General features: G+C 70.6%; 19 protein-coding genes. 14 read left to right on the top strand and 5 right to left on the bottom strand.

Annotation, left to right across the window (positions count from 1 at the left end; all coding sequences use genetic code 11):
* Positions 1 to 52 precede the first annotated feature (52 nt).
* The 3 genes from QMG73_RS10940 to QMG73_RS10930 all read right to left on the bottom strand — a co-directional run bounded on the left by QMG73_RS10940 (position 53) and on the right by QMG73_RS10930 (position 4,443).
* A complete protein-coding gene (locus QMG73_RS10940) occupies positions 53 to 589 on the bottom strand; it encodes an LURP-one-related/scramblase family protein (protein ID WP_281894214.1) in 537 nt (178 codons plus the stop codon).
* A gap of 75 nt (positions 590 to 664) precedes the next feature.
* Entirely contained in the window at positions 665 to 3,514 is a 2,850-nt protein-coding gene (locus tag QMG73_RS10935) for an immune inhibitor A domain-containing protein (protein ID WP_281894392.1), read from the bottom strand.
* Between the two features lie 116 nt (positions 3,515 to 3,630).
* A complete protein-coding gene (locus tag QMG73_RS10930; RefSeq protein WP_281894211.1) occupies positions 3,631 to 4,443 on the bottom strand; it encodes a DUF4328 domain-containing protein in 813 nt (270 codons plus the stop codon).
* Positions 4,444 to 4,516: 73 nt separating this feature from the next.
* Here QMG73_RS10930 and QMG73_RS10925 point away from each other — a divergent pair, with 73 nt between their 5' ends.
* The 6 genes from QMG73_RS10925 to QMG73_RS10900 all read left to right on the top strand — a co-directional run bounded on the left by QMG73_RS10925 (position 4,517) and on the right by QMG73_RS10900 (position 10,508).
* Positions 4,517 to 5,308: a S1C family serine protease gene (locus QMG73_RS10925; protein ID WP_281894208.1), complete on the top strand. Its 792-nt coding sequence runs from the start codon at positions 4,517 to 4,519 to the stop codon at positions 5,306 to 5,308.
* 26 nt (positions 5,309 to 5,334) lie between these two features.
* Positions 5,335 to 6,306, top strand: a complete 972-nt coding sequence (locus QMG73_RS10920) for an AAA family ATPase (protein ID WP_281894206.1) — start codon at positions 5,335 to 5,337, stop codon at positions 6,304 to 6,306.
* Positions 6,303 to 7,190, top strand: a complete 888-nt coding sequence (locus QMG73_RS10915; RefSeq protein ID WP_281894205.1) for a DUF58 domain-containing protein — start codon at positions 6,303 to 6,305, stop codon at positions 7,188 to 7,190. The genes QMG73_RS10920 and QMG73_RS10915 overlap by 4 nt, the downstream gene beginning before the upstream one ends.
* A complete protein-coding gene (locus QMG73_RS10910; RefSeq protein ID WP_281894202.1) occupies positions 7,187 to 8,146 on the top strand; it encodes a VWA domain-containing protein in 960 nt (319 codons plus the stop codon). Before QMG73_RS10915 ends, QMG73_RS10910 begins: the two co-directional genes overlap by 4 nt.
* Positions 8,146 to 9,279, top strand: a complete 1,134-nt coding sequence (locus tag QMG73_RS10905; RefSeq protein ID WP_281894201.1) for a VWA domain-containing protein — start codon at positions 8,146 to 8,148, stop codon at positions 9,277 to 9,279. Before QMG73_RS10910 ends, QMG73_RS10905 begins: the two co-directional genes overlap by 1 nt.
* Positions 9,280 to 9,884: 605 nt before the next feature.
* On the top strand, positions 9,885 to 10,508 hold the full coding sequence (locus tag QMG73_RS10900) for a histidine phosphatase family protein (protein ID WP_281894198.1): 624 nt from the start codon (positions 9,885 to 9,887) through the stop codon (positions 10,506 to 10,508).
* Positions 10,509 to 10,624: 116 nt separating this feature from the next.
* On the opposite strand, the gene QMG73_RS10895 is transcribed toward QMG73_RS10900, so the two are convergent.
* The gene (locus tag QMG73_RS10895; RefSeq protein WP_281894195.1) at positions 10,625 to 11,569 is read right to left on the bottom strand and encodes an AraC family transcriptional regulator; all 945 of its coding nucleotides are present in this window, start codon (positions 11,567 to 11,569) and stop codon (positions 10,625 to 10,627) included.
* An 80-nt stretch (positions 11,570 to 11,649) separates the two neighbouring features.
* Here QMG73_RS10895 and QMG73_RS10890 point away from each other — a divergent pair, with 80 nt between their 5' ends.
* The 5 genes from QMG73_RS10890 (at position 11,650) to QMG73_RS10870 (ending at position 17,363) form a co-directional block, all read left to right on the top strand.
* Positions 11,650 to 12,477: an NAD(P)H-binding protein gene (locus tag QMG73_RS10890; RefSeq protein ID WP_281894192.1), complete on the top strand. Its 828-nt coding sequence runs from the start codon at positions 11,650 to 11,652 to the stop codon at positions 12,475 to 12,477.
* Between the two features lie 10 nt (positions 12,478 to 12,487).
* Positions 12,488 to 12,898, top strand: a complete 411-nt coding sequence (locus QMG73_RS10885) for a DUF1801 domain-containing protein (RefSeq protein WP_281894191.1) — start codon at positions 12,488 to 12,490, stop codon at positions 12,896 to 12,898.
* A gap of 1,351 nt (positions 12,899 to 14,249) precedes the next feature.
* The gene (ligD, locus tag QMG73_RS10880; RefSeq protein WP_281894189.1) at positions 14,250 to 15,197 is read left to right on the top strand and encodes a non-homologous end-joining DNA ligase; all 948 of its coding nucleotides are present in this window, start codon (positions 14,250 to 14,252) and stop codon (positions 15,195 to 15,197) included.
* Positions 15,198 to 15,236: 39 nt separating this feature from the next.
* Positions 15,237 to 16,838, top strand: a complete 1,602-nt coding sequence (gene ligD / locus QMG73_RS10875; RefSeq protein ID WP_281894187.1) for a non-homologous end-joining DNA ligase LigD — start codon at positions 15,237 to 15,239, stop codon at positions 16,836 to 16,838.
* A 75-nt stretch (positions 16,839 to 16,913) separates the two neighbouring features.
* A complete protein-coding gene (locus QMG73_RS10870; RefSeq protein ID WP_281894185.1) occupies positions 16,914 to 17,363 on the top strand; it encodes a GNAT family N-acetyltransferase in 450 nt (149 codons plus the stop codon).
* Between the two features lie 176 nt (positions 17,364 to 17,539).
* Here the strand turns inward: QMG73_RS10870 and QMG73_RS10865 are convergent, their stop codons facing one another.
* Positions 17,540 to 19,096 (bottom strand): pectate lyase family protein, encoded by a 1,557-nt coding sequence (locus QMG73_RS10865; RefSeq protein ID WP_281894183.1) that lies wholly within the window; start codon positions 19,094 to 19,096, stop codon positions 17,540 to 17,542.
* A 791-nt stretch (positions 19,097 to 19,887) separates the two neighbouring features.
* Between QMG73_RS10865 and QMG73_RS10860 the strand changes: the two genes are divergently transcribed.
* The 3 genes from QMG73_RS10860 to QMG73_RS10850 are packed head-to-tail and all read left to right on the top strand — an operon-like array spanning position 19,888 to position 22,738.
* On the top strand, positions 19,888 to 20,922 hold the full coding sequence (locus QMG73_RS10860; RefSeq protein WP_281894182.1) for a FecCD family ABC transporter permease: 1,035 nt from the start codon (positions 19,888 to 19,890) through the stop codon (positions 20,920 to 20,922).
* Complete coding sequence (locus tag QMG73_RS10855; RefSeq protein WP_281894180.1) at positions 20,919 to 21,953, top strand: FecCD family ABC transporter permease; 1,035 nt, start codon at positions 20,919 to 20,921, stop codon at positions 21,951 to 21,953. Before QMG73_RS10860 ends, QMG73_RS10855 begins: the two co-directional genes overlap by 4 nt.
* Complete coding sequence (locus QMG73_RS10850) at positions 21,953 to 22,738, top strand: ABC transporter ATP-binding protein (RefSeq protein WP_281894177.1); 786 nt, start codon at positions 21,953 to 21,955, stop codon at positions 22,736 to 22,738. The genes QMG73_RS10855 and QMG73_RS10850 overlap by 1 nt, the downstream gene beginning before the upstream one ends.

The raw sequence follows: 22,738 nt of genomic DNA, 5'->3' as shown, positions 1-22,738 counted from the left end.
TCCCTCAAGCCGTTAGGGCGACTTGAGGGACGCCCTGATCACGCGGGAGGGGTCAGCTGCTGGCAGACCCGGCGGCCGCCCGTTGGCCGCGCGCGACGAGCCGGAGCACCTGCGCGAGGGAGATGGCCTCCAGCGCCGACAGCACCGGCCGGAGCAGCTCGAAGGCGTATGAATCGGGCCGGAACGTGAACGTGCCGGTGGTCGGCGAGATCCGGCCCACCAGCCCTTCCGGCGAGTGAAACTCGAAGTTCCGGCTGGACCACATGCTCGGCTGGCGGATCGTGAGCCGGCGACCACTCGCGACGGTGAGCTCGGCGCCGTTGAAGGCGCGCCACGTGCCCGGCTTCAGGTCGACCAGGACCCGCCCATCCGGGGCGTGCACGGGGTACCGCCGCCGAAACAGCCCCTCCGGCCGGCACTCCGCCACGACCGCCCCGGCGTTGTCGAGCACCTCGAACCGCTGCGTCCAGGTGTGCCACCGGATCGAGGCCACCGGCTGCCCGTCGGCCAGGAGCACCGGCGTGCCCGCGGCGAGGAACTCCTTGTCGGGCAGGTAGAGGGTGCCGGTGAACGGGACGCGCAGATCCATGACGCCGACGGTAGTTGATCCCGACAAGGGAAGGGGGCCGCCCGTGGGCGGCCCCCAACACTGTGTGTCGAGCGGTTACGGCGCCGCGGGCGGGACGACCCGGACGGTCGCCCACTGGTTGCGTTGCCCCTCTTCCAGAAGGACGAACTTCACGCCGAAGTCCACCCCGGCGTCACCCGGGTTGCCCGTGCCGGTGAGCACACCGCCGCCCAGGTCGACACCGTAGACGTCGGTGGCCGGGTTGCCGTTCGCGTCCACGATCCGCACCGTGTAGGGCGCGTTGCCCTCGGAGGGCACCACGACCGACGCGTCGGAGTCGCGGAAGAACAGCGGGTTGTTGGGGTTGAGATCCGGCCGGTACTCGACACCCGGGTACCAGCCCTTGGCGTCGGTGAACGACAGCTTGCCGGGCTTGGGCCCGAACTTCGAGCAGTACGAGCTAAACGGCTCGTTCGGCGCCTCGAAGCACTCGGTGAACGGGTACGTCGAGCGGAAGCCGAACGCCGCGTTCGACGACTGCGGACGCGAGGGCAGGTTGTTCAGAGCCGACGGGTCCTTGTCTGCCGCCACGCCCTTGCGGCGCAGCGGGTCGAAGTGCGAGTCGACGATCAGCAGTCCGCCCTTCGCCCCGATGCTCGGGGGGTCGAAGAGGTTGTTGAGGACGTGGTTGAGGGTGCCGTAGCTGGTGTCGCGGTACCACACCAGCATGCCGGGCGCGTTGTACGGCACCCGCTCGACCTTCCACGCACCGTCGCGCAGGTAGTTCGTGGAGTACGCGTACTTCAGGCCCTCGTCGAAGCCGTCGTGGTTACGCCACTCCGCGAGGTAGTAGTGCGCGAACGAGAACGCCCCGGGCGAGATGTTCCAGCCCGCGCCGGTCGTGTTGGTGAAGGTCGTGACCGTCGGCGTCCAGCCGTTGTTGCCGCCCTCGACGTCGTCGGACCACACGGTGGCGCCGTCAGCGGTCACCGAGAAGTCGTCGCCGAACCAGCCGGTGTCCTCGAACGCGGCGTCCGTGGCGTACCGCAGCCGGAGCTGGATGCTCTGGCCCGCGAACGGCGTCAGGCTGACGTAGTCGTGCCGCCACTGGCCACCCGTGGTGCCGGTGAGGCCGTACTTCTTGTTGCCGTAGTCGCGCATCCGGTTGTTGGGGTCGGCGTATCCGTCGTCGGTGGACACCAGCGTGCCGGCCGCGTCGAAGATCTTCTGCTCGGCCCACGTGGCGCCGCCGTCGGTGGACACCTCGACGAAGCCGAAGTCCCAGTCTTCCTCGATCGAGTAGTTGTCCCACATCCAGAACCGCACGTCGCCGCCGGCCGGTACGGCGATCGACCGGGTGAGGCGCACGTCGGCCCAGGACTGGTCGTTGTTCGACCACCACTGGTTGGCGCCGCTGTGCGGTGTCGACAGCGTGACCTGCTTGGGCGGCAGGTTGACGCGGATGCCGTCTTCGGTGCCGACCGGGGTGCGGGAGGTCTGCCCGAGCTTGACCCGCTGCGCGGCGTCACCTGGGTTGAGGATCAGCGGGTCGGCCCAGCCGAGCACGAACTTGTCCCACAGGCCCATGTGCGTGGGCATGCTCTGGAAGATCGGGCCGGTGTGCGAGCCGGACGACATGAGGTCCCAGAAGTCGACGTCCGAGTCGCCGCCGGAGCCGGTGTCGTACAGGTCCGGCAGGCCGAGGTCGTGCCCGTACTCGTGGGCGAAGACGCCGACGCCGGAGTCTTCCGGCTGGACGATGTAGTTGCTGATCGCGATGTCGGTGCCCGGGACGGTGTGGCCCGGAACGATCGCGGAGGAGTGCGCCCAGATCGCGTACGGGCCCTGGGCGCCGCCGCCACCGGACTTGTCTTCACCGGCGTGTACCAGCACGAGGTGGTCGACCACGCCATCCGGCTCCAGCACGTTGCCGTCACCGTCGGCGTCCGCGACGTCTTCGATGTCGTAGTCGGCCCACGGGAAGTTCGGGTTCTGCGCCGCCAGCACGTCGACCGCGTCGGCGCCGAGCGCCGCCGGGCCGGCCGGGTTGTCGGGGTGGCCGTTCATGTCCTGGCTCGCGCCGGCTTCCCACACGCCGTCGACCAGCGTGCAGGTGTCGGCGCCGTACCACGCCTCGGAGTGCGGCACGGTCACCCACGGGGTCGCCTCACCGTCGACCGTGTAGGCGCCCTTGGACATCTCGGTGTACATGTTGGCCATCGTCAGGCCGCGCAGGCTGATGCCCTTCTTGCCGTCCGGGCCGCGCAGGTCGGGCCGCACCCGCTCGGTGACGCCCTCCTTGCTGTAGAGCAGCTTGTTGAAGAACTCGGACGAGAAGTCGGGCACCCACATCGAGTTGTTGTCGGGGTGCGACGCCTCGGCCGGGTTGGGGATGTTGTTGTGCAGCGGGCCGTTCTGCGTGTTGCCCGGCACGCAGGACCGCTCGTTCTGCGGCGTGGTGGCGTCGTCGAACGTCGCCTGCGGCACCATGACGCCGGTGAAGTCGTCGTTTGCGTTGGGGTTGAACTCCACCAGGATCGTGAGCAGCTTGGCGACCTGGGTCTCGTCGGCCTGCTTGTATCGGATGTGCCTCGGGTTCTTGCCCGTGCGCACCGCCTCGGCCTCGGTCCTGGCCAGCCCGCGGGCGGCCACCGGGTTGCCTTCGGCGAACTTGCGCCCATACTCGCTGACCGGGTCGGGGCTCTCCTGCTTCAGCTTGCCCTTGGCGCCCTCGGCGACCACCTCGCGGCCGTCGGTGGGCCGCTCGACCTTCGGCTCCACGTAGTTGATGTAGTAATCACGGTCCGTCGGAACGAACCGGGCGGGCTTGCCGGCCGCCGGCCCCGCGCTGGCGACGGATAAGCCCGCCGACGCGATGACCAGGACGGGTACCGACACCAGTGCCCGTATCTTCTTGCCGCGCACTTTCTCCCCCTTCTCGCGCATCACTGAGCGAACGTGAGGAGGCTATGCGAACGCTGTGTCATGGACAACCGTCAGTGAGCAGACAGTTTCGGACGGCCTAGCGTCCAAATCGGATACTCCCGAAATGCCGGCCGGCTTCAGGCGGTCGGCGGGCCAGAGACGGCCATTCCTGGCATGATCGGCTCGGCCGGCACGGCACTCAGCCGCTCCTCCTGGCCGCGACTCACGCGCAGCATCAGCATGATCAAGAATACGCCGGCGATCACGTACAGCAAGCCGCTGGGCAGCAACCGCAGCAACTGGTCCTCGTAGTACGCGACGTAGTCGGCGAAGTTGGAGGCGTTCACCACCGGATAGGGCAGCTTGTCGTAGGCGGCGGTGTCGATCGTGCTCATGACCTGTTCGAGGCTGGTCGCGGCCAGGTACGTCAGCCACCAGCCCCACAGCAGCGCGGTCAGCCGGCCGGACCGTGGCAGGCTGCCACGCGCAACCGCCGCCATCACACGGAACGGGATCACGAGGTTGGCGAACGGGATGAACCAGCCGCCGATCGCCCAGCCCGGCCCCATGGCGCCCTCGGCCGTACCCAGCTTGTCGAGGTTCTGCCGAGCCCGGTACAGCCACACGATCAGCAGTACCGCCGTTGTGATCATTATGAAGAGCGTGCTCACGCCGAGCAGGCCCTCGACGAGGGCCGTCGTGTCGAGCAGGTCGGCGTCCTCGGTCCGCGCGGCCTTGCGCGCGAGCGCGGCGCCCGCGACCGGCCAGAAGGCGAACAACAAGGACGCGACGCTGGCGACACCGATCGCGATCACCGTCGCGAGGCCGAGGCCACGCAGCGGGTACCCGGGTATGAGGGACTGCGGCGCCGGCCGCAGGCAGCGCGAGCATTTGCGGGCGCGGGGGCGCAGTTCGGTTCCACAGGTCTGGCACAGCACGGCGCGTGACACTACTCGATGGCGGCGGTTCGCGGGGGGCGACGGATTCATAAGTGATTCACAGGCTGCCCGGTTATGTTGAGGCATGGGCCAACCCGACGCGGGCGACCCCCCGGTCCAGAAACCCGCGCGCTCGCGCCGTCTGTTGATCACCGGTGCGGCGATCGCTGTGCTCGCGCTGGTCGCGTTCGCGTCGTTCCGCTGGGGCGCCGCCGATCAACCCGTCGCCGTGCCGACGCCGACACCCGAGCCCACCGCGGTCGAGGAGCTCAGCGCCAAAGAGGTCTACGACACCGTGGCACCCTCGGTGGTGATCGTCGAGGCGCTCGACAAGGGCGGCAAGACCACCGCCACCGGCACGGGGGTGGTCGCCAGCGCGCAGGGCGTGATCCTCACCGCGCTGCACGTCGTGAAGGGTGCCGGCGGGGTGCGGGTGACGTTCGCCGACGGTACCCAATCGGCCGCCGCGGTCAGCGCGGCGGACGAGGAGATCGACATCGCGATGCTCGCGGCCGCGACCCTGCCCCAGATCCTGGTCCCGGCGGTACTGGGTGGTGGCCTCGCCGTCGGCGATGGCGTCGTCGCCGTCGGCAACCAGCTCGGCATGGTCCGCAGCGCGACCACCGGTGTGGTCTCCGGCCTCGACCGGTCCGCGGCCGGCACGGAGGGCCCGCGACTGAACGGCCTGATCCAGTTCGACGCGGCGGTCAACCCGGGCAGCTCGGGCGGGCCGCTGGTCAACCTGCGCGGCGAGACGGTGGGGATCGTGGTGGCGCTGGCCAACCCGACGTCCGCCGGCACCTTCATCGGCATCGGCTTCGCCGTGCCCATCGGCGCGGCCGCCGCCGCGGGCGGCGGCGACGGACCCCAACAGTGACCGACCAAGAGCTGAGGGAAACACGCATGGACGCACCGGTGGAGCAGATCCTGTACGAGGTCAAGAAGACCATCGTGGGGCAGGACGCTTTGCTCGAACGGCTCCTCATCGGGTTGCTGGCACGCGGTCACATCCTCGTCGAGGGCGTGCCGGGCCTCGCCAAGACGCTGGCCGTCAAGGCGCTCGCGGGAGCGATCGGCGGGCAGTTCCACCGCGTGCAGTTCACGCCCGACCTGGTGCCCGCCGACATCGTGGGCACCCGGGTGTACCACCAGCGCAGCGGGGAGTTCGAGGTGTCGCTCGGGCCGGTGTTCACCAACCTGCTGCTCGCCGACGAGATCAACCGGGCGCCCGCGAAGGTGCAGAGCGCGCTGCTGGAGGTCATGCAGGAGCAGCAGGTCACGATCGGGCGCGAGACGCACAAGGTGCCACGGCCCTTCCTCGTCATGGCGACGCAGAACCCGATCGAGTCCGAGGGCACCTACCAGCTGCCCGAGGCGCAGGTCGACCGGTTCATGATGAAGGTGCTGGTCGGCTACCCGAGCGCCACCGAGGAGTTCGTGATCGTCGAACGGGCGATCTCGCCCGACCCGATGACCCAGGCGGTCGTCGACCCCGACCGGCTCATCGAGATGCAGGCGCAGGTCGACGACGTGTACGTCGACCCGGCCCTGATCGAGTACTCGGTGCGCCTCGCCACCGCCACCCGCGAGCCGGCCAGCGTGGGGCTCGGCGGGCTGACCCGGTACGTCGACTTCGGCGCCAGCCCCCGCGCGTCGATCAACCTGATTCTCGCCGCGCGCGCCCTCGCCTACATCCGCGGGCGGGACTACGTGGTGCCGCAGGACGTCACCGAACTGGCCCTCGACGTGCTGCGGCACCGGCTCGTACTCACCTATGAGGCGCTGTCCGACGACGTCACCGCCGACACGATCCTCACCCAGGTGCTGGGCGCGCTGCCGGTGCCGGACGCGCCCATGCGTAAGGCCGCTGTGTGACAAGCCCACCCGACCGGCTGCTGCGGCGCCTCGACTGGCAGGTCGTCCGTCGACTCGACGGGCGGCTGCTGGGCGCGTACCGCACGGTCTTTCGCGGTACCGGGATCGACTTCGCCGATCTGCGCGAGTACACGCCCGAAGACGACGTGCGGCACATCGACTGGAACGTCACCGCCCGCCTCGACGAGCCGTACGTCCGCCAGTACACCGAAGACCGCGACCTCACCGCGTGGCTGGTGCTCGACCAGTCGGCCTCGATGCGGTTCGGCCCGCCCGACCGGGGCAAGGACTCGCGCCTCGCCGAGCTCGCCGTCTGCCTCGCGCGCCTGTTCACACAGGGCGGCAACCGGGTCGGCGCGATCCTGTACGACAACCACGCGCAGCGGGTCATCCCGGCGCGCACCGGCCGCAACCACGTGTTGCACCTGACGCACGAACTCACCAAACCCGTTGCGGCGCCACCGATGCGCGGCACCACCGACCTCGCCGCGATGCTTCGGCTGGCCGCCGGCACGATACGCAGGCGTAGCCTGGTGTTCGTCATCTCGGACTTCATCGCCGAGGTCGACTGGGAGCCGGCGCTGACCCGGCTGAGTTACCGGCACGAGGTGATCGCGATCCGCGTCGTCGACCCGATGGAGCTGGACCTGCCCGACCTGGGGCTGGTCCTGGTCGAAGACGCCGAGACCGGCGAGCAACTGCTCGCCGACACCAGCGATCCGCTCTTCCGCCAGCGACTGCGCGCCGAGGTCGACGCCCGCGAGGCCGCCGTCAGCGGCGCCATGGGCCGCTCCGGCGTGACCGCGCACCGCGTCGGCACCGGCGACGACCTCGTCGCCGCGCTCGTCGGGATGGCGCGCCGGTCGAAGGCGAGGCGGAGGTGAGCTTCCAGAACCCCGCCATGCTCGTGGTCGCCGCCATCGGTGCCGTGGCGCTCGTGCTGGCGTACAGGTGGATGCACCGGCGGCGGACGTCTGTGTTGGTGTCCGCGGGCCTGCGGCCCGCGGACAAAGGTCTTCGAAGGCACATCCCGCCGGCGTTGTTTCTGGTTGCGCTGATCCTGCTTCTCACGGGACTCGCCCGTCCACAAGCGACGGTACCGGTTCCGCGCGCCTCCGGCACGGTGATCCTCGCCTTCGACGTCTCCAACAGCATGGCCGCCGACGACATCGCGCCCAGCCGGCTCGCCGCCGCGCAGGCCGCCGCGACCGGGTTCGTCAAGGAGCAACCAGACACAGTGGACGTTGGTGTGGTCGCCTTTGGACAGGGCGCCCAGACCACCCAGCTCCCGTCGAACGACACCGACGGCACGATCGGCGCCATCAACCGGCTCACCATCGCCGGCGGCACCTCGCTCGGGCAGGCCATCCTGGCGTCGCTGTCGGCCATCACCGGCGAGTCGGTCAGCCTGCCCGAAGAGGGGCAGCCGCTGCCGGATCTCGGGTACTGGCGCTCGGCCACCATCGTGCTGCTCTCCGACGGCGAAGACACCGGCGGTCCAGACGCCATCGCGGCCGCCGAACTCGCCGCCGCCGCGGGCGTGCACATCGAGACCGTCGGCATCGGCACGCTCCAGGGCGACACGATCGAGGTCGACGGGTACCAGATAGCGACCGCGCTGAACGAGGACCTGCTCACCCAGGTCGCCGAGGCGACCGGTGCCGCCTACCACCGCGCCCAGGACGCGCAGGCCCTCGACGCCGTCTACGAGTCGCTCGACCTGCGGATCACGGTCGAAGACGAGTTCGTCGAGCTGACCGGCGGTGTCGTCGCCGCCTCGGTGCTGCTCCTTACGATCGGCGCGCTGCTGATGATCACCTGGTTCGGACGGATACTCTGATGTCGCTGACCTGGCCGTGGGCCCTCACCGCGCTGTTCGCCTTCCCCCTGCTGCTCGCGTACCGGTGGTGGACCCGCCGGCGCCGGCGGCGCGAGACCGTGCGGGTGCCGAGCGTCGCGCTGATCCGGGCCGCCCTGCCCGGGCGTTCGCTGTGGCGGCGCCGGATCCCGATCTGGCTGTTCGCCGCCGGTCTCGTCGCGCTCGGCACCGGCGCCGCGCGCCCGCAGGCGTCGGTGCCCGTACCGCTTAACGGCACGTCGATCCTGCTCGCCATGGACGTGTCCGCGTCGATGTGCTCGACCGACGTGTCGCCGAACAGGCTGACCGCCGCCCAGGACGCCGCCCGCGACTTCGTCGAGGAGCAAGACGACGGCACCCGCATCGGGCTGGTCACGTTCTCCGGTATCGCCGGGCTGCTCGTCGAGCCCACCACCGACAAGAAGAAACTTGTCGAGGCCATCGACTCGCTGCGCACGGCTCGCGGCACCGCCATCGGCCAGGCCATCCTGACCTCGGTCGACGCGATCGCCGCGACCAACCACGACGTACCGCCCACCGGCGTCGAGGTGCCGCCCGCCGAGCCCACCGGCGACTTCGTACCCGACACCGTGGTGGTGCTCACCGACGGCCGCAACACCCAGGGCGTCGACCCCCTCACCGCCGCCACCGAGGCCGCCGCCCGCCGCGTGCGCGTCTACACGATCGGCTTCGGCACCACCGAGCCCGCCACCTCCGTCTGCACACCCGACCAGATCAGCGGCGACGCGGCGTTCCGCGGCGACCCGCAGGGCCCGCCCGGCGGCGGATTCGCGCGCGGCGGACGATTCCGGCAGATCGACGAGGAGACCCTGACACAGGTCGCCGACATGACCGGCGGCGAGTACTACCAGGCCAAAGACGCCGAGGAACTCACCGACGTCCTGTCCGACCTGCCCGGCTCGATCGTCACCCAGCGCGAGGACGTGGAGGTGACGGTGTGGTTCGCCCTGGCCGGCGCCGCCCTCCTCCTGACCGCCCTAGCCCTGTCCGCCTGGTGGACCCGCCCCACCCTCCCCACGCGCTCCCTAACCGCCAGCGCCGCCGCGCCGCCCACCCGCACCCCGTCCGCCGCGCCACTCTCTTCCGCGCCCTAGCCCCGCGCACCTCCGCGCGGCACCCCGCCGCCCGCGCGGCGCGCGGCGTCCGCGGCGCGCTCCGCGGCGTCTGCGGCGCGCTCCGCGGCGTGCCCCCGCGGCGTGCGGCGCCTGCGGCGCGCCCCCGCGTGCGGCGTGCGGCGTCCGCGGCGCGCCCCATCGGCGTCCGTGCCGCCCCCTTCCGCCGATCAAGGGCGTATGCACGTGGTTTGATCTCTTTCCGCGTGCGTCCGCCGCCAAGGCGGGCCCGGCACGGCGTGTCGCCACGCCCTGCGCGCCGATCAAGGGCGAATGCGCGCGGTTGGATCTCTTTTCCGCGTGCAGTTGCCCTTGATCCATGCGGTTGCCCTTGATCGGCGCGCAGGGCGCGGCGCGGGACGGCGGCGCGGCCGGTGTAGGGCACGGTCTTGTGGGCGTGGCGTCGTGGGCGCGGCCTTGGCTGCAAGGCCCATGGGTGCGGCCGAGGCCGCTCCTGTCCCGCGGCCAGGTCCAGGGCCGATGGCAGGCGGCGCGGCGCGGCTCGCCGCCCTCCGGCGGGCAGTATCGGCCGGCCACCGGTTGCCGTGGGGCGCGGCTCGCGGCGGTAGCCCGGTAGGTTCGGTCGGATGCGGACGCGGTTGTTGCTGGTGCGGCACGGGGAGTCGGTGCACTCGGTCGAATCCGTGGTGGGTGGGGCGCGGGGTTGCAAGGGGCTGACGGAGGCGGGGCACGAGCAGGCGCGCCGGCTGGCCGAGCGGCTCGCGCGGGAGTTGGCTGGTGCGCACGTCGCGGTGTACAGCTCGGTGTTACGGCGCGCGGTCGAGACCGCGCGGCCGATCGCCGACGCGCTCGGCGCGACCCCTATCGAGCACTGTGGACTGTGCACATGGCACTCACCACCCTACGCCGACGGCATGCCGGTGGCCGACTTCCAGACCAAGCACGCGGCGCCGGGTGGCGGCGTATTCCGACCGTTCGAGCACGACAACGAGACGTGGGCACGGCTCGTCGTCCGCGTCAGCGAGTCTATTATGGACATCGTGTATCGGCACCGCGGCGGAACCGTGGTATTGGTCGGGCACAGCGAGACTGTCTCCAGTTCGTTCCACGCGTTGGCGGCCCAGCCGCTCTATCGGGCGTTCGACCTGAAGGTGGCGCCGGCCTCGGTCACCGAGTGGACGACCGACGGCGACCCCACCGAGATGCCGCCGCCGCGCTGGACCCTGCATCGCTTCAGTGACGCCCGCTGACGGGTGGTCGCGGCGGTTACTCGTCCACAGTAGAGCGGAATCCGCCGTCGCGGTTGCGGATGATGGCGGGCGGCGTTGGAAAGTACCAAAATTGATGCCGAGTCGGTCGCCCAGCTTTACGCGGAGTCGGCGCTCAGCGCGGCCCGATGGTCCTGCGGGCTCACGCCGCGGACGCGCTTGAACGCGGAGCTCAGCGCGAAAGCGCTGCTGTAGCCTACCTTGCGGGCGACGGCCGCGAGCGTCGCGCGGGGCTCGCGCAGCAGGTCGGCGGCGAGGGCCAGGCGCCAGCCGGTCAGATACGACATCGGTGGCTCGCCGACCAGGTCGGTGAAGCGCCGCGCGAGCGTCGCCCGCGATACCCCGAGCCGGGTGGCGAGCTCGGCCACGGTCCACGGGTGCGCGGGATGGTTGTGCATCATCCGCAGGGCGCGACCGACAACGGGATCGGACTGAGCGCGGAACCAGCCGGGAGCCGTGTCACCGCGCGCGAACCACGTGCGCAGTACCGCGATCAGCATCAGATCGAGGATGCGGTCGAGGACGGCCGACTGCCCCTGGTCGTCTTTGCCGATTTCGGCGGCGAGAAGCGGCACCAGCGGGTTGTCCCAATCCTCTTTGGTCAGCACGAGGATCGGCGGCAGGGCCCGTAGCAGGGAGTGGCTGATCTCGCCGGCGTCCTGATAGGTGCCGACGAGCATCATGGTCTGGCCGTCATCGCTGTTTCCCCACGTGCGCACGCCGCGGTCCATGGCGATGGCCAGGTCTTCGCCGTAGACGGTCGTGCAGCGCTCGTCCGGGTGGATAATCACCTGCGCTGGGGTGGTGGGGTGGTCGGCCACCAGGTACGGCTCCGGGCCGCGGATGACGAGCACGTCGCCCGCCTGTATCTCCACCGCGTCTTCCCGACCGCGAAGCAGCCACGCGGATCCGCGCACGACCGACACGAGCGCCAGCGGGGCCTGATCCTCGATCCGCATGGACCACGGCGGGTCGAGGACGACCCGCAGCAGGAACGCGCCGCGGGCACGCGGGCCGTCAAGGAGACCGGCGAGAGCATCCATAGGCTCAGTTTAGACGACGGCGTATGTCGTTGAGCTTCTGCACAATGGATCGTCTCACCGTGATGCCGTGCAATATTCACATGACTGATAACGCGACCTACCTGCTGATCGGCGGCAACGGCAAGACCGGACGCCGCGTGGCCGACCGTCTCACCGCGCGCAACCTGCCTGTACGCATCGGCTCCCGCTCCGGGCAGCCCGCCTTCGACTGGCACGCCGACCCGGCGACCTGGGCACCGCTGATGAGGGGCGTGACCGCCGCGTACGTCACGTACTACCCCGACCTGGGCATTCCCGGTGCCGCGCCGGCGATCCGCGCGCTCGCCGAGGTCGCCGCCGAGGCGGGCGTGCGCCGCCTCGTACTCCTGTCCGGGCGCGGCGAAGAGGACGCCGCGGCCAGCGAAGAGATGATCAAAGGCGTTGGTCTGGAGTGGACGGTCGTCCGGAGCACCTGGTTCGCGCAGGACTTCACCGAACACTTCCTGCTCCCGCCGGTACTCAGCGGCGTCATCTCGCTGCCGACCGACGTGCCGGAGCCGTTCGTCGACCTGGAGGACGTCGCCGACGTCGCGGTGGCCGCGCTGACCGAGGATGGCCACAATGGACGGACGTACGAGCTGACCGGCCCGCAACTGGTGACGTTCGCGGAGGCGGCCGCCTTGATTTCTGAGGCGTCCGGCCGGCCCGTGCGGTTCGAGAAGGTGACGCCAGCCGTGTGTACCGAGCGGATGGTCGCCGACGGCGTACCCGTCGAGGAGGCCGAGGAGCTGACCCTGCTCTTCACGCGGATTCTCGATGGCCGCAACGCCCATGTCACCAACGACGTCACCGCGGTCACCGGACGCTCGGCCCGCGACTTCGTGACCTTCGTCAGGGACGCGGCCGCGACCGGCGTCTGGAACGCCTAGCATTCTTGACGTGGCTTACGTCAAGGACCCGCGGGTCGACGCGTACATCGACGGGCTGCCAGACTGGCAGCGGGAGATCTGCCAGCAGGTGCGCGACCTGGTGCACGGCTGCGACCCTGAGGTGGAGGAGACCGTCAAACGGCGGGTCCAGCCCTACTTCGTGCTCAAAGGCAACATCTGCGCGCTGATGGGCACGAAGGACCACGTGAACGTCTTCCTCTACGACGGCACGATCGTCCCCGATCCGGAGGGCATCATCACAGCCGGTCACGACAACAAGACCGCCCGCATGGTATCGGTGTACGAGGGCGAGAAGCTCAACACGCGGGCGTTGGGGGCGATGTTCAAGCAGATCATCGCGAACAACCGCGCGGGCGGCTGGCGCAAGCTGAAGGATTCCGCCCCCGACCGTCGCCCTTGACCCAGACTCTCAACCGCACGCATGCGACTGTGGCGATTCGCTGCCTTTGATGGGGCAGTGGATCGCCACAGTCGCATGCGTGCGGCGGGTTCGCGGGGGTTATGGGCGGCCGCCCTCGGGGGCTTCGCGCGGCTGCGGGTTCCCGAAGCCGCGCATGTCGCTCCGGTACGGGCGCGCGCCGCCGCCCGCTCGTCGATCAAGGTGGTTTGCGTGGATCAAGAAGCTCTGACCCTCCGGGCCACCCACAGGTCGGTGAATGAGGGGCGATCCAGCCCGCGCTCGCCCTTTCCCTCGGCGCTGCCGCCCGCCCGTGACGGCGTGTCGCCGCGCCCTGCTCGCCTCCCGCCTCCCCGCCTTCCGCCGCCCGCCGATCAAGGGCGAACGCACGTGGTTGGATCTCCTTTCCGCGCGCGTCCGCCCCCAGGCCGGCCTGGCACGGCGTGTCGCCACGCCGCTCCCGCCGATCAAGGGCGAACGCACGTGCTTTGATCTCCGATTCCACGCGCAGGCGCCGCCCGGCGGGCACGGCACGGCGTGTCGCCACGCCGGTCGCGCCGATCAAGGGCGAACGCACGTGGTTGGATCGCTAACCGCGTGCATTCGCCCTTGATCCATGCGAATGGCCTTGATCGGCGCGCAGGGTGCGCCGATACGCCGCCGCCAACCTCTCAAACCCGGCGGCCAGCCCCGGCGACGACGGCGCGCCGCCTCTCACCCCGGGGACTCAGGACGAACGCACGCTGAAAGAGATCGAATCGCGCGCGTTCGCCCTTGATCGGCGGAAGGCGGCGGGGTGCGCGGTGCGGTCGTGCGGTGTTGTCGTGTAGCGCGCGGGGGCCGCGGGGTGTCGGCGCGTCGATCAAGGAGATCTGCATGGATCAAGGGCGAATGCACGCGGAAAGAGATCCAACCACGTGCATTTGCCCTTGATCGGCGGAAGGAGGGGCGCGCGGCGCGGTGCGCGCGGCGCGCGGAGAGGGCGCGCGGCGCGCGGAGAGGGCGCGCGGCGCGCGGAGAGGGCGCGCGGCGCGCGGAGAGGGCGCGCGGCGCGCGGAGAGGGCACGCGGCGCGGTGCGCGCGGCGCGCGGAGAGGCACGCGGCGCGGTGCGCGCGGCGCGCGGAGAGGGCACGCGGCGCGGTGCGCGCGGAGAGGGGGTGCGCGGAGAGGGCGCGCGAGAGGGGCGCGCGGCCCGGCGCGGTGCGCGGTCGGGGGCGGGGTAGCGGCGCGGAGTGAGCAAGCGGGGAATCGGAGCCGAGCAGTGGGTGGGTTTTAGGGGAAATGACCCTATTGTTGGGGGTTGGCGGTCATGATCTAGGGGTGGGCGGGGGGTTACATCGGCCTGTCGCGCCGATGCTCGCGGTGGCTGGTCAGGTGCCGGTCGGGGCGTGGGCGTACGAGTTCAAGTGGGACGGGGTCCGGGCGATCGTCGAGCCGAGTGGCGGCCGGACGCGGCTCACCAGCCGGAACCTGCGGGACATCACGAACTCGTACCCGGAGATCGCCGAGGCGAACGGCGCGCTCGGCGGACTGCGTGCCGTGCTCGACGGGGAGATTGTCGCTCTGGACGAGCGGGGCGCGCCGTCGTTCGCGCGGCTGCAGCATCGGATGCACGTCGCCCGGCCGTCGAGCATGCTCGTCGTGTCGACGCCCGTCCATTTGTACCTCTTCGATCTGCTGGAACTCGACGGGCACCCGCTGATCGGCGAGCCGTACACGCGCCGCCGTGAGCTGCTCGATCAGCTCGGGCTCAGCGGCGGCCTGGTGTACGCGCCGCCTTCGTTTACCGCCGACCGCATCACGGGCGCGGACATGCTCGTGGCCGCCCGCGAGAGCGGGTTGGAGGGCGTGGTCGCGAAGCGCCTGACCTCGACGTACCGGCCGGGCCAGCGCTCGCAGGACTGGATCAAGACGGCGCTGGAGCGGTCCGCGGAGGTGATCGTGTGCGGGTGGAAGCCCGGCGCGGGCCGGCGCCTCGGCATGATCGGCTCGGTGATGCTGGGCGCGTACGACGAGCAGGGGCGGCTCGTTTACGTCGGGCACGTGGGCACCGGTTTCACCGAGGCGGCGCTGCGCGAACTGGCGGCTCTGCTGGAGCCGCTGGCCATCGACGCGTCGCCGCTGGACGTGCCCGCGCCGCGGGAGCACAGCCGCGACGCGAGGTGGATCGAGCCGGTACTGGTGGCCGAGGTGGTGTACCGGACGCTCACGCCCGACGGCCGGCTCCGGCACCCGAGCTGGCGCGGCCTGCGCCCGGACAAGGCACCCGACGGGGTCTACTGGCACGAGGCTCCGCGGTGATACAGACTCATAACCGGGCCTGCGGGGTAATACGGACTCATGGAGCGGCTTGACCAGTACCGGCGGAAGAGGGACTTCGGGCGGACGCCGGAGCCGTCGGGTGCCACATCAACAAAGGACGATGCCACAACAAACGGCGGTGCCACAACCAACGGCGGTGCCACGTCGACAAGGAACGCGGAGCGGTTCGTCGTGCAGCGGCACCGGGCCCGCAGGCTGCACTACGACTTCCGGCTGGAGATCGCCGGGGTACTGGTGAGCTGGGCGGTGCCGAAAGGGCCGACCCTGGATCCGAAGGTGCGCCGGGCCGCGTTCCGGGTGGAGGATCACCCCATCGAGTACATCGACTTCGAGGGCGTCATCCCGGCGGGGGAGTACGGGGGCGGCGATGTGATCGTGTGGGATGCCGGCACGTGGGAGCCGCACGACACGGACGACCCGCTGGCGGCGCTGGACGCCGGCGAACTGCACGTGGACCTGCACGGTGAGAAGCTGCGGGGCCGGTTCGTGCTGGTGCGCACAAAGGACAAGGACTGGCTGCTGCTGCACAAGCGTGACGAGTCCGCTGTGGACGGTTGGAACCCGGAGGAGCATCCGCGTTCCGTGCTGAGTGGCCGCACAAACGATGAGGTCAAAGCGGACCCTGAGCTGATGTGGCGCTCAGACCTGCCGGCCGCGCAAGCGGCGGTGCCTCTCAAGTCTACTGTGGACACTAGTGGACTCGACGTGTTGCGGGCCGGGGGCACGTGGCACATCTTCGGGCGAGACTTACGGGTCACGAACCTCGACAAGGTTCTCTTCCCGCCAAAGGACGGAGAGGCACCGATCACGAAGCGGGAGTTCCTCCGGTACACCGCACAGATCGCACCCATCGCCTTGCCCTATCTGGCCCGCCGCGCGCTCAACATGCACCGGTACCCGAACGGCGCGCACACGAAAGGGTTCTGGCACAAGGAACTGCCCGACCACGCGCCTGACTGGCTGCCCCGCTGGAACAATCCTGACGCTGACCCGGGCGAGACGCAAACGTATCTGGTCGTCGACGAGCCCGCCGCGCTCGTCTGGGCCGCCAACTTCGGCGCGCTCGAATGGCACGCGTGGACGTCGCGGATCGACGCCCCGGACAAGCCCACGTACGCGCTGGTCGACCTCGATCCCGGTGCGACGACGAGCTTCGACGAGGTGCTCACGCTGGCGCGCTTGCACCGCACGGCTTTCGACCACCTCGGCGTCTGCGCGCGGCCCAAGCTCACCGGCCGCAGGGGCATCCAGATCTGGGTACCGGTGGCTCCCGGCCCGGACTTCGGCGCCACCCGCGCCTGGGTGGAGAAGCTCTCGCGTACCGTCGGCGCGCTCGTCCCGGAACTGGTGAGCTGGAAATGGCAGGTGGACGAGCGCGGCGGCAAGGCGCGCCTCGACTACACGCAGAACGCGGTCAACAAGACGCTGGTCGCCCCGTACAGTCCTCGGCCCGCCCCGGGCGCACCGGTTTCGGCGCCGATCGACTGGGACGAGCTCGACGATCCGCGGCTCACGCCAGACGGGTACACGATCAGAAACGTCCTGGAGCGCGTGGCCGCGAAGGGTGACCTCTTCCGCGACGTGCTCAGCCGGCCGCAGCGGCTCCCACCGCTGCGCTGACCTGCCGGTGTGTCCCCCGTCTCGCCCAAGCCGTTGGCGGGCATGGGCGCGAGCGGGCACTGCGATACTGCACCTGTGGAATGGGGACTGCGGTCCGCGGAGGCGGCCGATGTCGAGGCGATCGCGGAACTGCGGGCGGCGGTGATGCGGCCCGACCTGGAACGGTTGGGCCGGTTCGACGAGCACCGCGTCCGGCAGCGGCTGCGAGACTCGTTCTCCACGCGATACACGTCGGTTATCGAGGCGGATGGTGCCTTCGCCGGCTGCGTCACCATGCGCCCGGTGGACGGCGGGCTCTGGTTGGAGCATTTCTATCTGGCCCCCGGCATCCAGGGCCGCGGACTCGGCTCGGCCGTCCTGCGGGCGCTGCTCGACCGCAGCGACGCCGCCGGCCAGGCCGTGCGCCTGCATGTCCTGCAGGGCAGCGCCGCCCGTCGACTCTACGAGCGCCACGGGTTCACTGTGGAGGGTCAGGATCCGATCGACGTCCACATGGCGCGACAACCAGCGAAGCAAAGGATTTGAGCTACCGCGACGCTCGTCGCGGTCGTTACCGCCGCTCCCGCGGCCTCACCGTGCGCGTTTCCACAACCCACGGGGGTGGATTGTGAACCGCGCGGAGTGAGGCCGCGGGAGCAACGGTATGGACCACGACGGGCGCCGCGGTAGCCCAAAACTCGATCCTGGTCCTTAGAAACGGTCTAGCTGGCGTAGGTTTCGAACTCGGCGATCCTCGGAGCGGCGCTCGAGCTGGTGATTTCGAAGGTGATTTTCTTCAGCGAGGTACGGGCGAAGCTGATGACGCCCGCGCCGCTGCCGGAGGTCAGCACCGCGCCAGTATCGTGGTTGATGACCCGCCACGACCCGATGGCACCGGTGGCGCCGGACGCCTCCCGGATGCTGACTCGCGAGACAGTCGTCGCGGAGCCCCACTTGACCGAGATCGAGCCGGTCGAACCGTTCGGCGACCAGTAGGTGCTCATGTTCGCGTCCACCACGTTGCCGTAGCTGGTGCCGCTGGCCTTGCTGGAGCCGTCGGCGCCGGCACCGATGCTGAGATTGGTGCCGCTGGGCTGGGTAGGCGCCGGTGTGGTGGGTGCGGGTGTCGTCGGCTGCGGCCCGGCGGTGGTCGGTCCCGTGGTGGGTGTCTGCGCCGCGCAGTTACCGTTGGACACTTGCAGGCCCTTGTTGGCGCCCGCCGTCTGGGCGACGAGGTTCGGCACGCAGCTGGCACCGTCGAGGCTGTACGCATACGGGACGCTGACCGTGGTGTTGGACGGCATGCTGGGGCCGGCGGGGTTGGTGTCGCTGCCCGGGCTCGACCACGTCACGTTGTCCAGGATGTTGCCGCTCGCCTGCCAGTAACCGGCCGCGTCGGTGTAGAACGTGCCCAGGACGTCCTTGGAGTTCTTGAAGTAGTTGTTGTCCACTTTGGCGCGAGCCCCGGCCCGTGAGTTGATGCCGGATTCGTTGAGGCTCACGTAGTAGTTGTTGTAGATGTGGGCGATCCCGCCACGCAGCAGCGGCGTGCGAGAGTCGATATTCTCGTACAGGTTGTGGTGGTAGGTGAGGAAGCCGTTTCCGAGGTCGCTCTCGCTCGACCCGACGAGGCCGCCGCGCCCGGAGTTGCGCAGGATGCTGTACGAAAGCGTCACGTACTGGGTGTTGTTTTTCATGTCGAAGAGGCCGTCGAACCCTTCCGCCTCCCCGCCTGACGCCTCCAGCGTGACATGGTCGACCCAGACGTTGCGCACGGTGCTTTCCATGCCGATGGCGTCTCCGCCGTTCGACAGGGGCGAGCCCGACTTCTTGACGTTCCGGACGGTCACGTTCTGGATAATGATGTTGCTGGAGTCTCTAATGTGGATGCCCAACTGGTCGAACACCGCTCCGCTGCCGACCCCGATGATCGTGACGTTACTGATCTCCTTGAGCTCGATCACGTCGGCGGCGGTGTTGCAACTGGCGCCCGACACCTTGGTGGTGTTGCCGTGGTTGATGGTCCCCTCGACCTGGATGATGATCGGGGTGCTGCTGCTGGCGCGGCCGCACAGGGCCGTGTGGATCGCGGTGCCGGTGGTGGCCCGCACGGTCTGGCCGCCCGCGCCGCCGGTGGTGCCACCGTTCTGCGTCGCGTAGCCGGTGACGCCGCCGGTAGCCGCCGACGCCTCGGGTATCGACAGCACCACGCCGGTCGCGACCGCGAGGGCCGTGGTGCCCAGTGCCGCGCAGAGTCGCAATGCGACTGGTCGTCTCATCTTTCGCCTCACTCTGGGGTCTTCGAGAAACGTGGGTCCCCGAAAAAATGCGTGGGTCATTTCGACGGCCGCCGGAGGCTGCCGACCTGTCACGTGAAGGAAAGCGCTTTCCGCCGCGAGGATAGGACGGCATCGATTCGTGTGGCAAGATCCTGGCCCGGTTTGCGGTATATATTCGTGATTTCCTATCCCTGGGTCGTGCCTCCGTGCGGCCAGCGGCGGCGGCTGCCGGCGGCGGCCCGCGGCGTCGGGCGGGTGTCTGCGCCGGCGGGTGGCTGCGTCTGCCTGCGTCGGCCCGCGCTGGCGGGCGCTGTCCGGTTGCGCTGGTTCCGCGGCCTTGAATGCGCGTCTGCTGCGGCCTTGGTGAGGCCGCGCGGCTTCCCCCTGACGCATCGATCAAGGGCATCTCGATGGATCAAGGGCAAATGCACGTGGAAAAGAGATCCAACCGCGTGCATTCGCCCTTGATCGGCGCAACCGGCGTGGCGACACGTCGTGCCGCGCTCGCCGCGCGGCGCCCGCGCGTGGATCGGAGATCAAAGCGCGTGCATTTGCCCTTGATCGCGGGCGAGGGCGCGGCGCCGACGGGCGCGGTGCGAGAGGGTGCCGCGCTGGGCGGGGGTGCGGCGCCGACGGGCGCGGTGCGAGAGGGTGCGGCGCTGGGCGGGGGTGCGGCGCGTGAGTGCGGCGCGAGGAGGCGCGTGCGGGGAAGGGGGCGGGGGCGGCTTGATCGACTGGGGGTTGTGGGCAGTAAGGTAAGGCGAACCTAAACGCCTGTCCTGGGGAACTCGATGACGACTGCCGTGGCGCCCGCGCGCTCCCGTCCCGCGCGCCGCAAGCATCGCGCGTGGGTCGTCGCCGCACTGGTCGTGCTGCTGGCCGTCGTCGTGCTCGCGGGTTTCGCGCTGGGCAGCAAGTCCCTGCCGCCGGGCGAGGTGTGGCGGGCTCTGGTCGCGCCCGACGGTGGCGAGGCCAGCATCATCGTGCGGGAGCTGCGCCTGCCGCGTACCGTGCTGGGGCTGGCGGTCGGCCTCGCGCTGGCGGTCGCGGGCGTACTCATGCAGGCGCTCACCCGCAACCCGCTCGCCGACCCGCGGATCCTGGGCATCAGCGCCGGCGCTTCGGTGGGCGTGGTCCTGGCGATCGCCGTCTTCGGGGTGGGCACCCTGGCCGGGTACGTCTGGTTCGGCATCGCCGGTGCGTTGCTCGCCGGCGTCGTGGTGCTCGGGCTGGCCGCGGGTACGCCCGACGGCGGTAGCCCGGTCACGCTCGCGCTCGTCGGCGCCGCCCTGGACGCGAGCCTCGGCGCGGTCGTGGTCGCGCTGCTGGCCGCCGACGCCCGCACGTTCGAGGAGTACCGGTTCTGGGTGGTGGGCGGACTCGCGGGCCGGGATGTCTCGGTCGCCTTGTGGGTGCTGCCTTTCGTCGCGGTCGGCGTGCTGCTGGCCGCGTCTGTCGCACGTGGACTCGACGCGCTCGCGCTCGGCGACGATGTCGCGCGCGGTCTCGGCCATCGGGTCGGGCTCGTGCGGATGACCGGGGGAGCCGCGGCGGTACTGCTCACCGGCGCCGCCGTGGCCGCCGCCGGCCCGATCGCGTTCGTCGGGCTGGCCGTGCCGCACCTGGCACGGGCGCTCGTCGGCACCGACCACCGCTGGACGCTGCTCGTGGCCGCGCTGCTCGGACCGGCGCTGCTGGTCGGCGCGGACGTGGTCGGCCGGCTGGTGGCACCGCCGGGCGAGATACCGGCCGGCATCGTGACCGCGCTGATCGGCGCGCCGCTGCTCGTGATCCTGGTCCGCCGCGTCCGGTTGGCCGCCTCGTGACCGCCGTGGCGATGGGCCGGTCGCTGTTGCGCGCGGGCGGGGCGAGCTTCCTCGTGCGACGACGCTCCATTGTGGTCGCCGCGCTGCTGGTCGTGGTGCTGGCGGCCGTGGTGGTGGCGAGCCTCTGCGTCGGCACTCAGTATGTCGCGCCGCTCGACGTGCTGCGCGCCCTGCGCGGCGGCACCCCGTACGACTTGGTGGTGCGGGAGCTGCGGCTGCCCCGCACGGTGCTCGCCGTGATCGTCGGGGCGGCGTTCGGTGTCGCCGGGACGCTCATCCAGAGCGTCAGCCGCAATCCGCTGGCCAGTCCCGACATCATCGGCATCACGCAGGGCGCCGGCCTGGCGGCCACGGTCGCCCTGACCACGGGCGCCGCCGCGGCGGTGGTGGCACCGGCGGCGCTTGCCGGTGGGCTGCTCGCCGCGACCGCTGTGATGGTGCTCGGATCGCGGCACGGGCTGGCGGCGCGGCGCTTCGTCCTCGCGGGCGTGGCGGTCGCCGTGGCCCTGCGCGCGCTGACCGAGGTCGTCATGCTCTCCGCCGACCCGATCGACGGGCTCCGCGCCCAGATCTGGCTGATCGGCACGCTCGCCGGCCGCGGCTGGAGCGAGGCGGCGTACGTGGCGGTCACGCTCGCCGTGCTGCTGCCGGTACTGCTGTGGGCGGGCTGGGCGCTGGACAGTACCGCCCTGGACGACGACACCGCGCGCGGCATCGGGATTCGGCCGGTGGCTCGCCGGATCGGGCTCGCCGCGACCGGTGTCGTCGCCGCCGCGATGGCGACCGCACAGGTCGGTGCGGTCGACTTCGTCGCGCTGGTCGCGCCCCAGGTCGCCAGGCGCCTGGTCCGCGCGGAACGGCCGCCGCTGCTGTGCGCGGCGCTCGTCGGCGCCATTCTCGTGGTACTGGCCGACCTGCTCGGCCGGCGCCTGTTCGCACCCACCCAGTTGCCCGCCGGTGTGCTCACCGCGGCGATCGGTGGCCCGTACCTGTTGTTCCTGCTGATACGCGGGCGTCGGAAGGTCTCGTGATGCTGTCCACACGCGCGCTCGTCGCCGGGTACGAGGAACGGGTCGTCCTCGACGGCCTCGACCTGGACCTGCCCGCCGGGGCGTTCACCGCCATCGTCGGCCCGAACGCCTGCGGAAAATCCACCCTGCTGCGCACGCTTGCCCGGCTGCTCAAGCCCCGCGACGGCGCGGTACTGCTCGACGGCGCCGCGCTGACCGAGCTGCCGACCCGCGAGGTGGCGCGGCGGTTGGCAGTACTGCCGCAGAGCCCACTGGTCCCCGAGGGTGTCACGGTCGCGGAACTGGTGGCGCGCGGACGCCAGCCGTACCAGCGCTGGTGGCACCAATGGTCCACGCAGGACGGTGTCGCGGTACAGGAGGCGATGGCGCTCGCCGACGTGGAGTCTCTCGCGGACCGGTCGGTCGACACGCTGTCCGGCGGGCAGCGGCAGCGTGTCTGGATCGCCATGACCCTGGCCCAGGACACCGGCATCCTGCTGCTGGACGAGCCCACCACCTTCCTGGACCTGCCCCACCAGGTGGAGGTGCTGAACCTGGTGCACCGGCTGCGTTCGGAGCGGGGCCGCACGGTCGTCGCGGTGCTGCACGACCTCAACCAGGCGGCCCGCTACGCCGACCACCTCGTCGCGATGCGCGGCGGCGCGGTGGTCGCAGCCGGCCCGCCACGCGAGATCCTCACCGCGGACCTGGTCCGCGACGTCTTCGGGCTGGACTGCGTCGTCGTACCGTGCCCGGTCTCGGGCGCACCGCTGGTCCTGCCCGCCTGGCCAACCTCACCATCCTGA

The organism is Phytohabitans aurantiacus (assembly GCF_027923225.1).
Lineage (GTDB): Bacteria > Actinomycetota > Actinomycetes > Mycobacteriales > Micromonosporaceae > Phytohabitans > Phytohabitans aurantiacus.
This window is presented reverse-complemented; position numbering and strand designations above follow the sequence as displayed.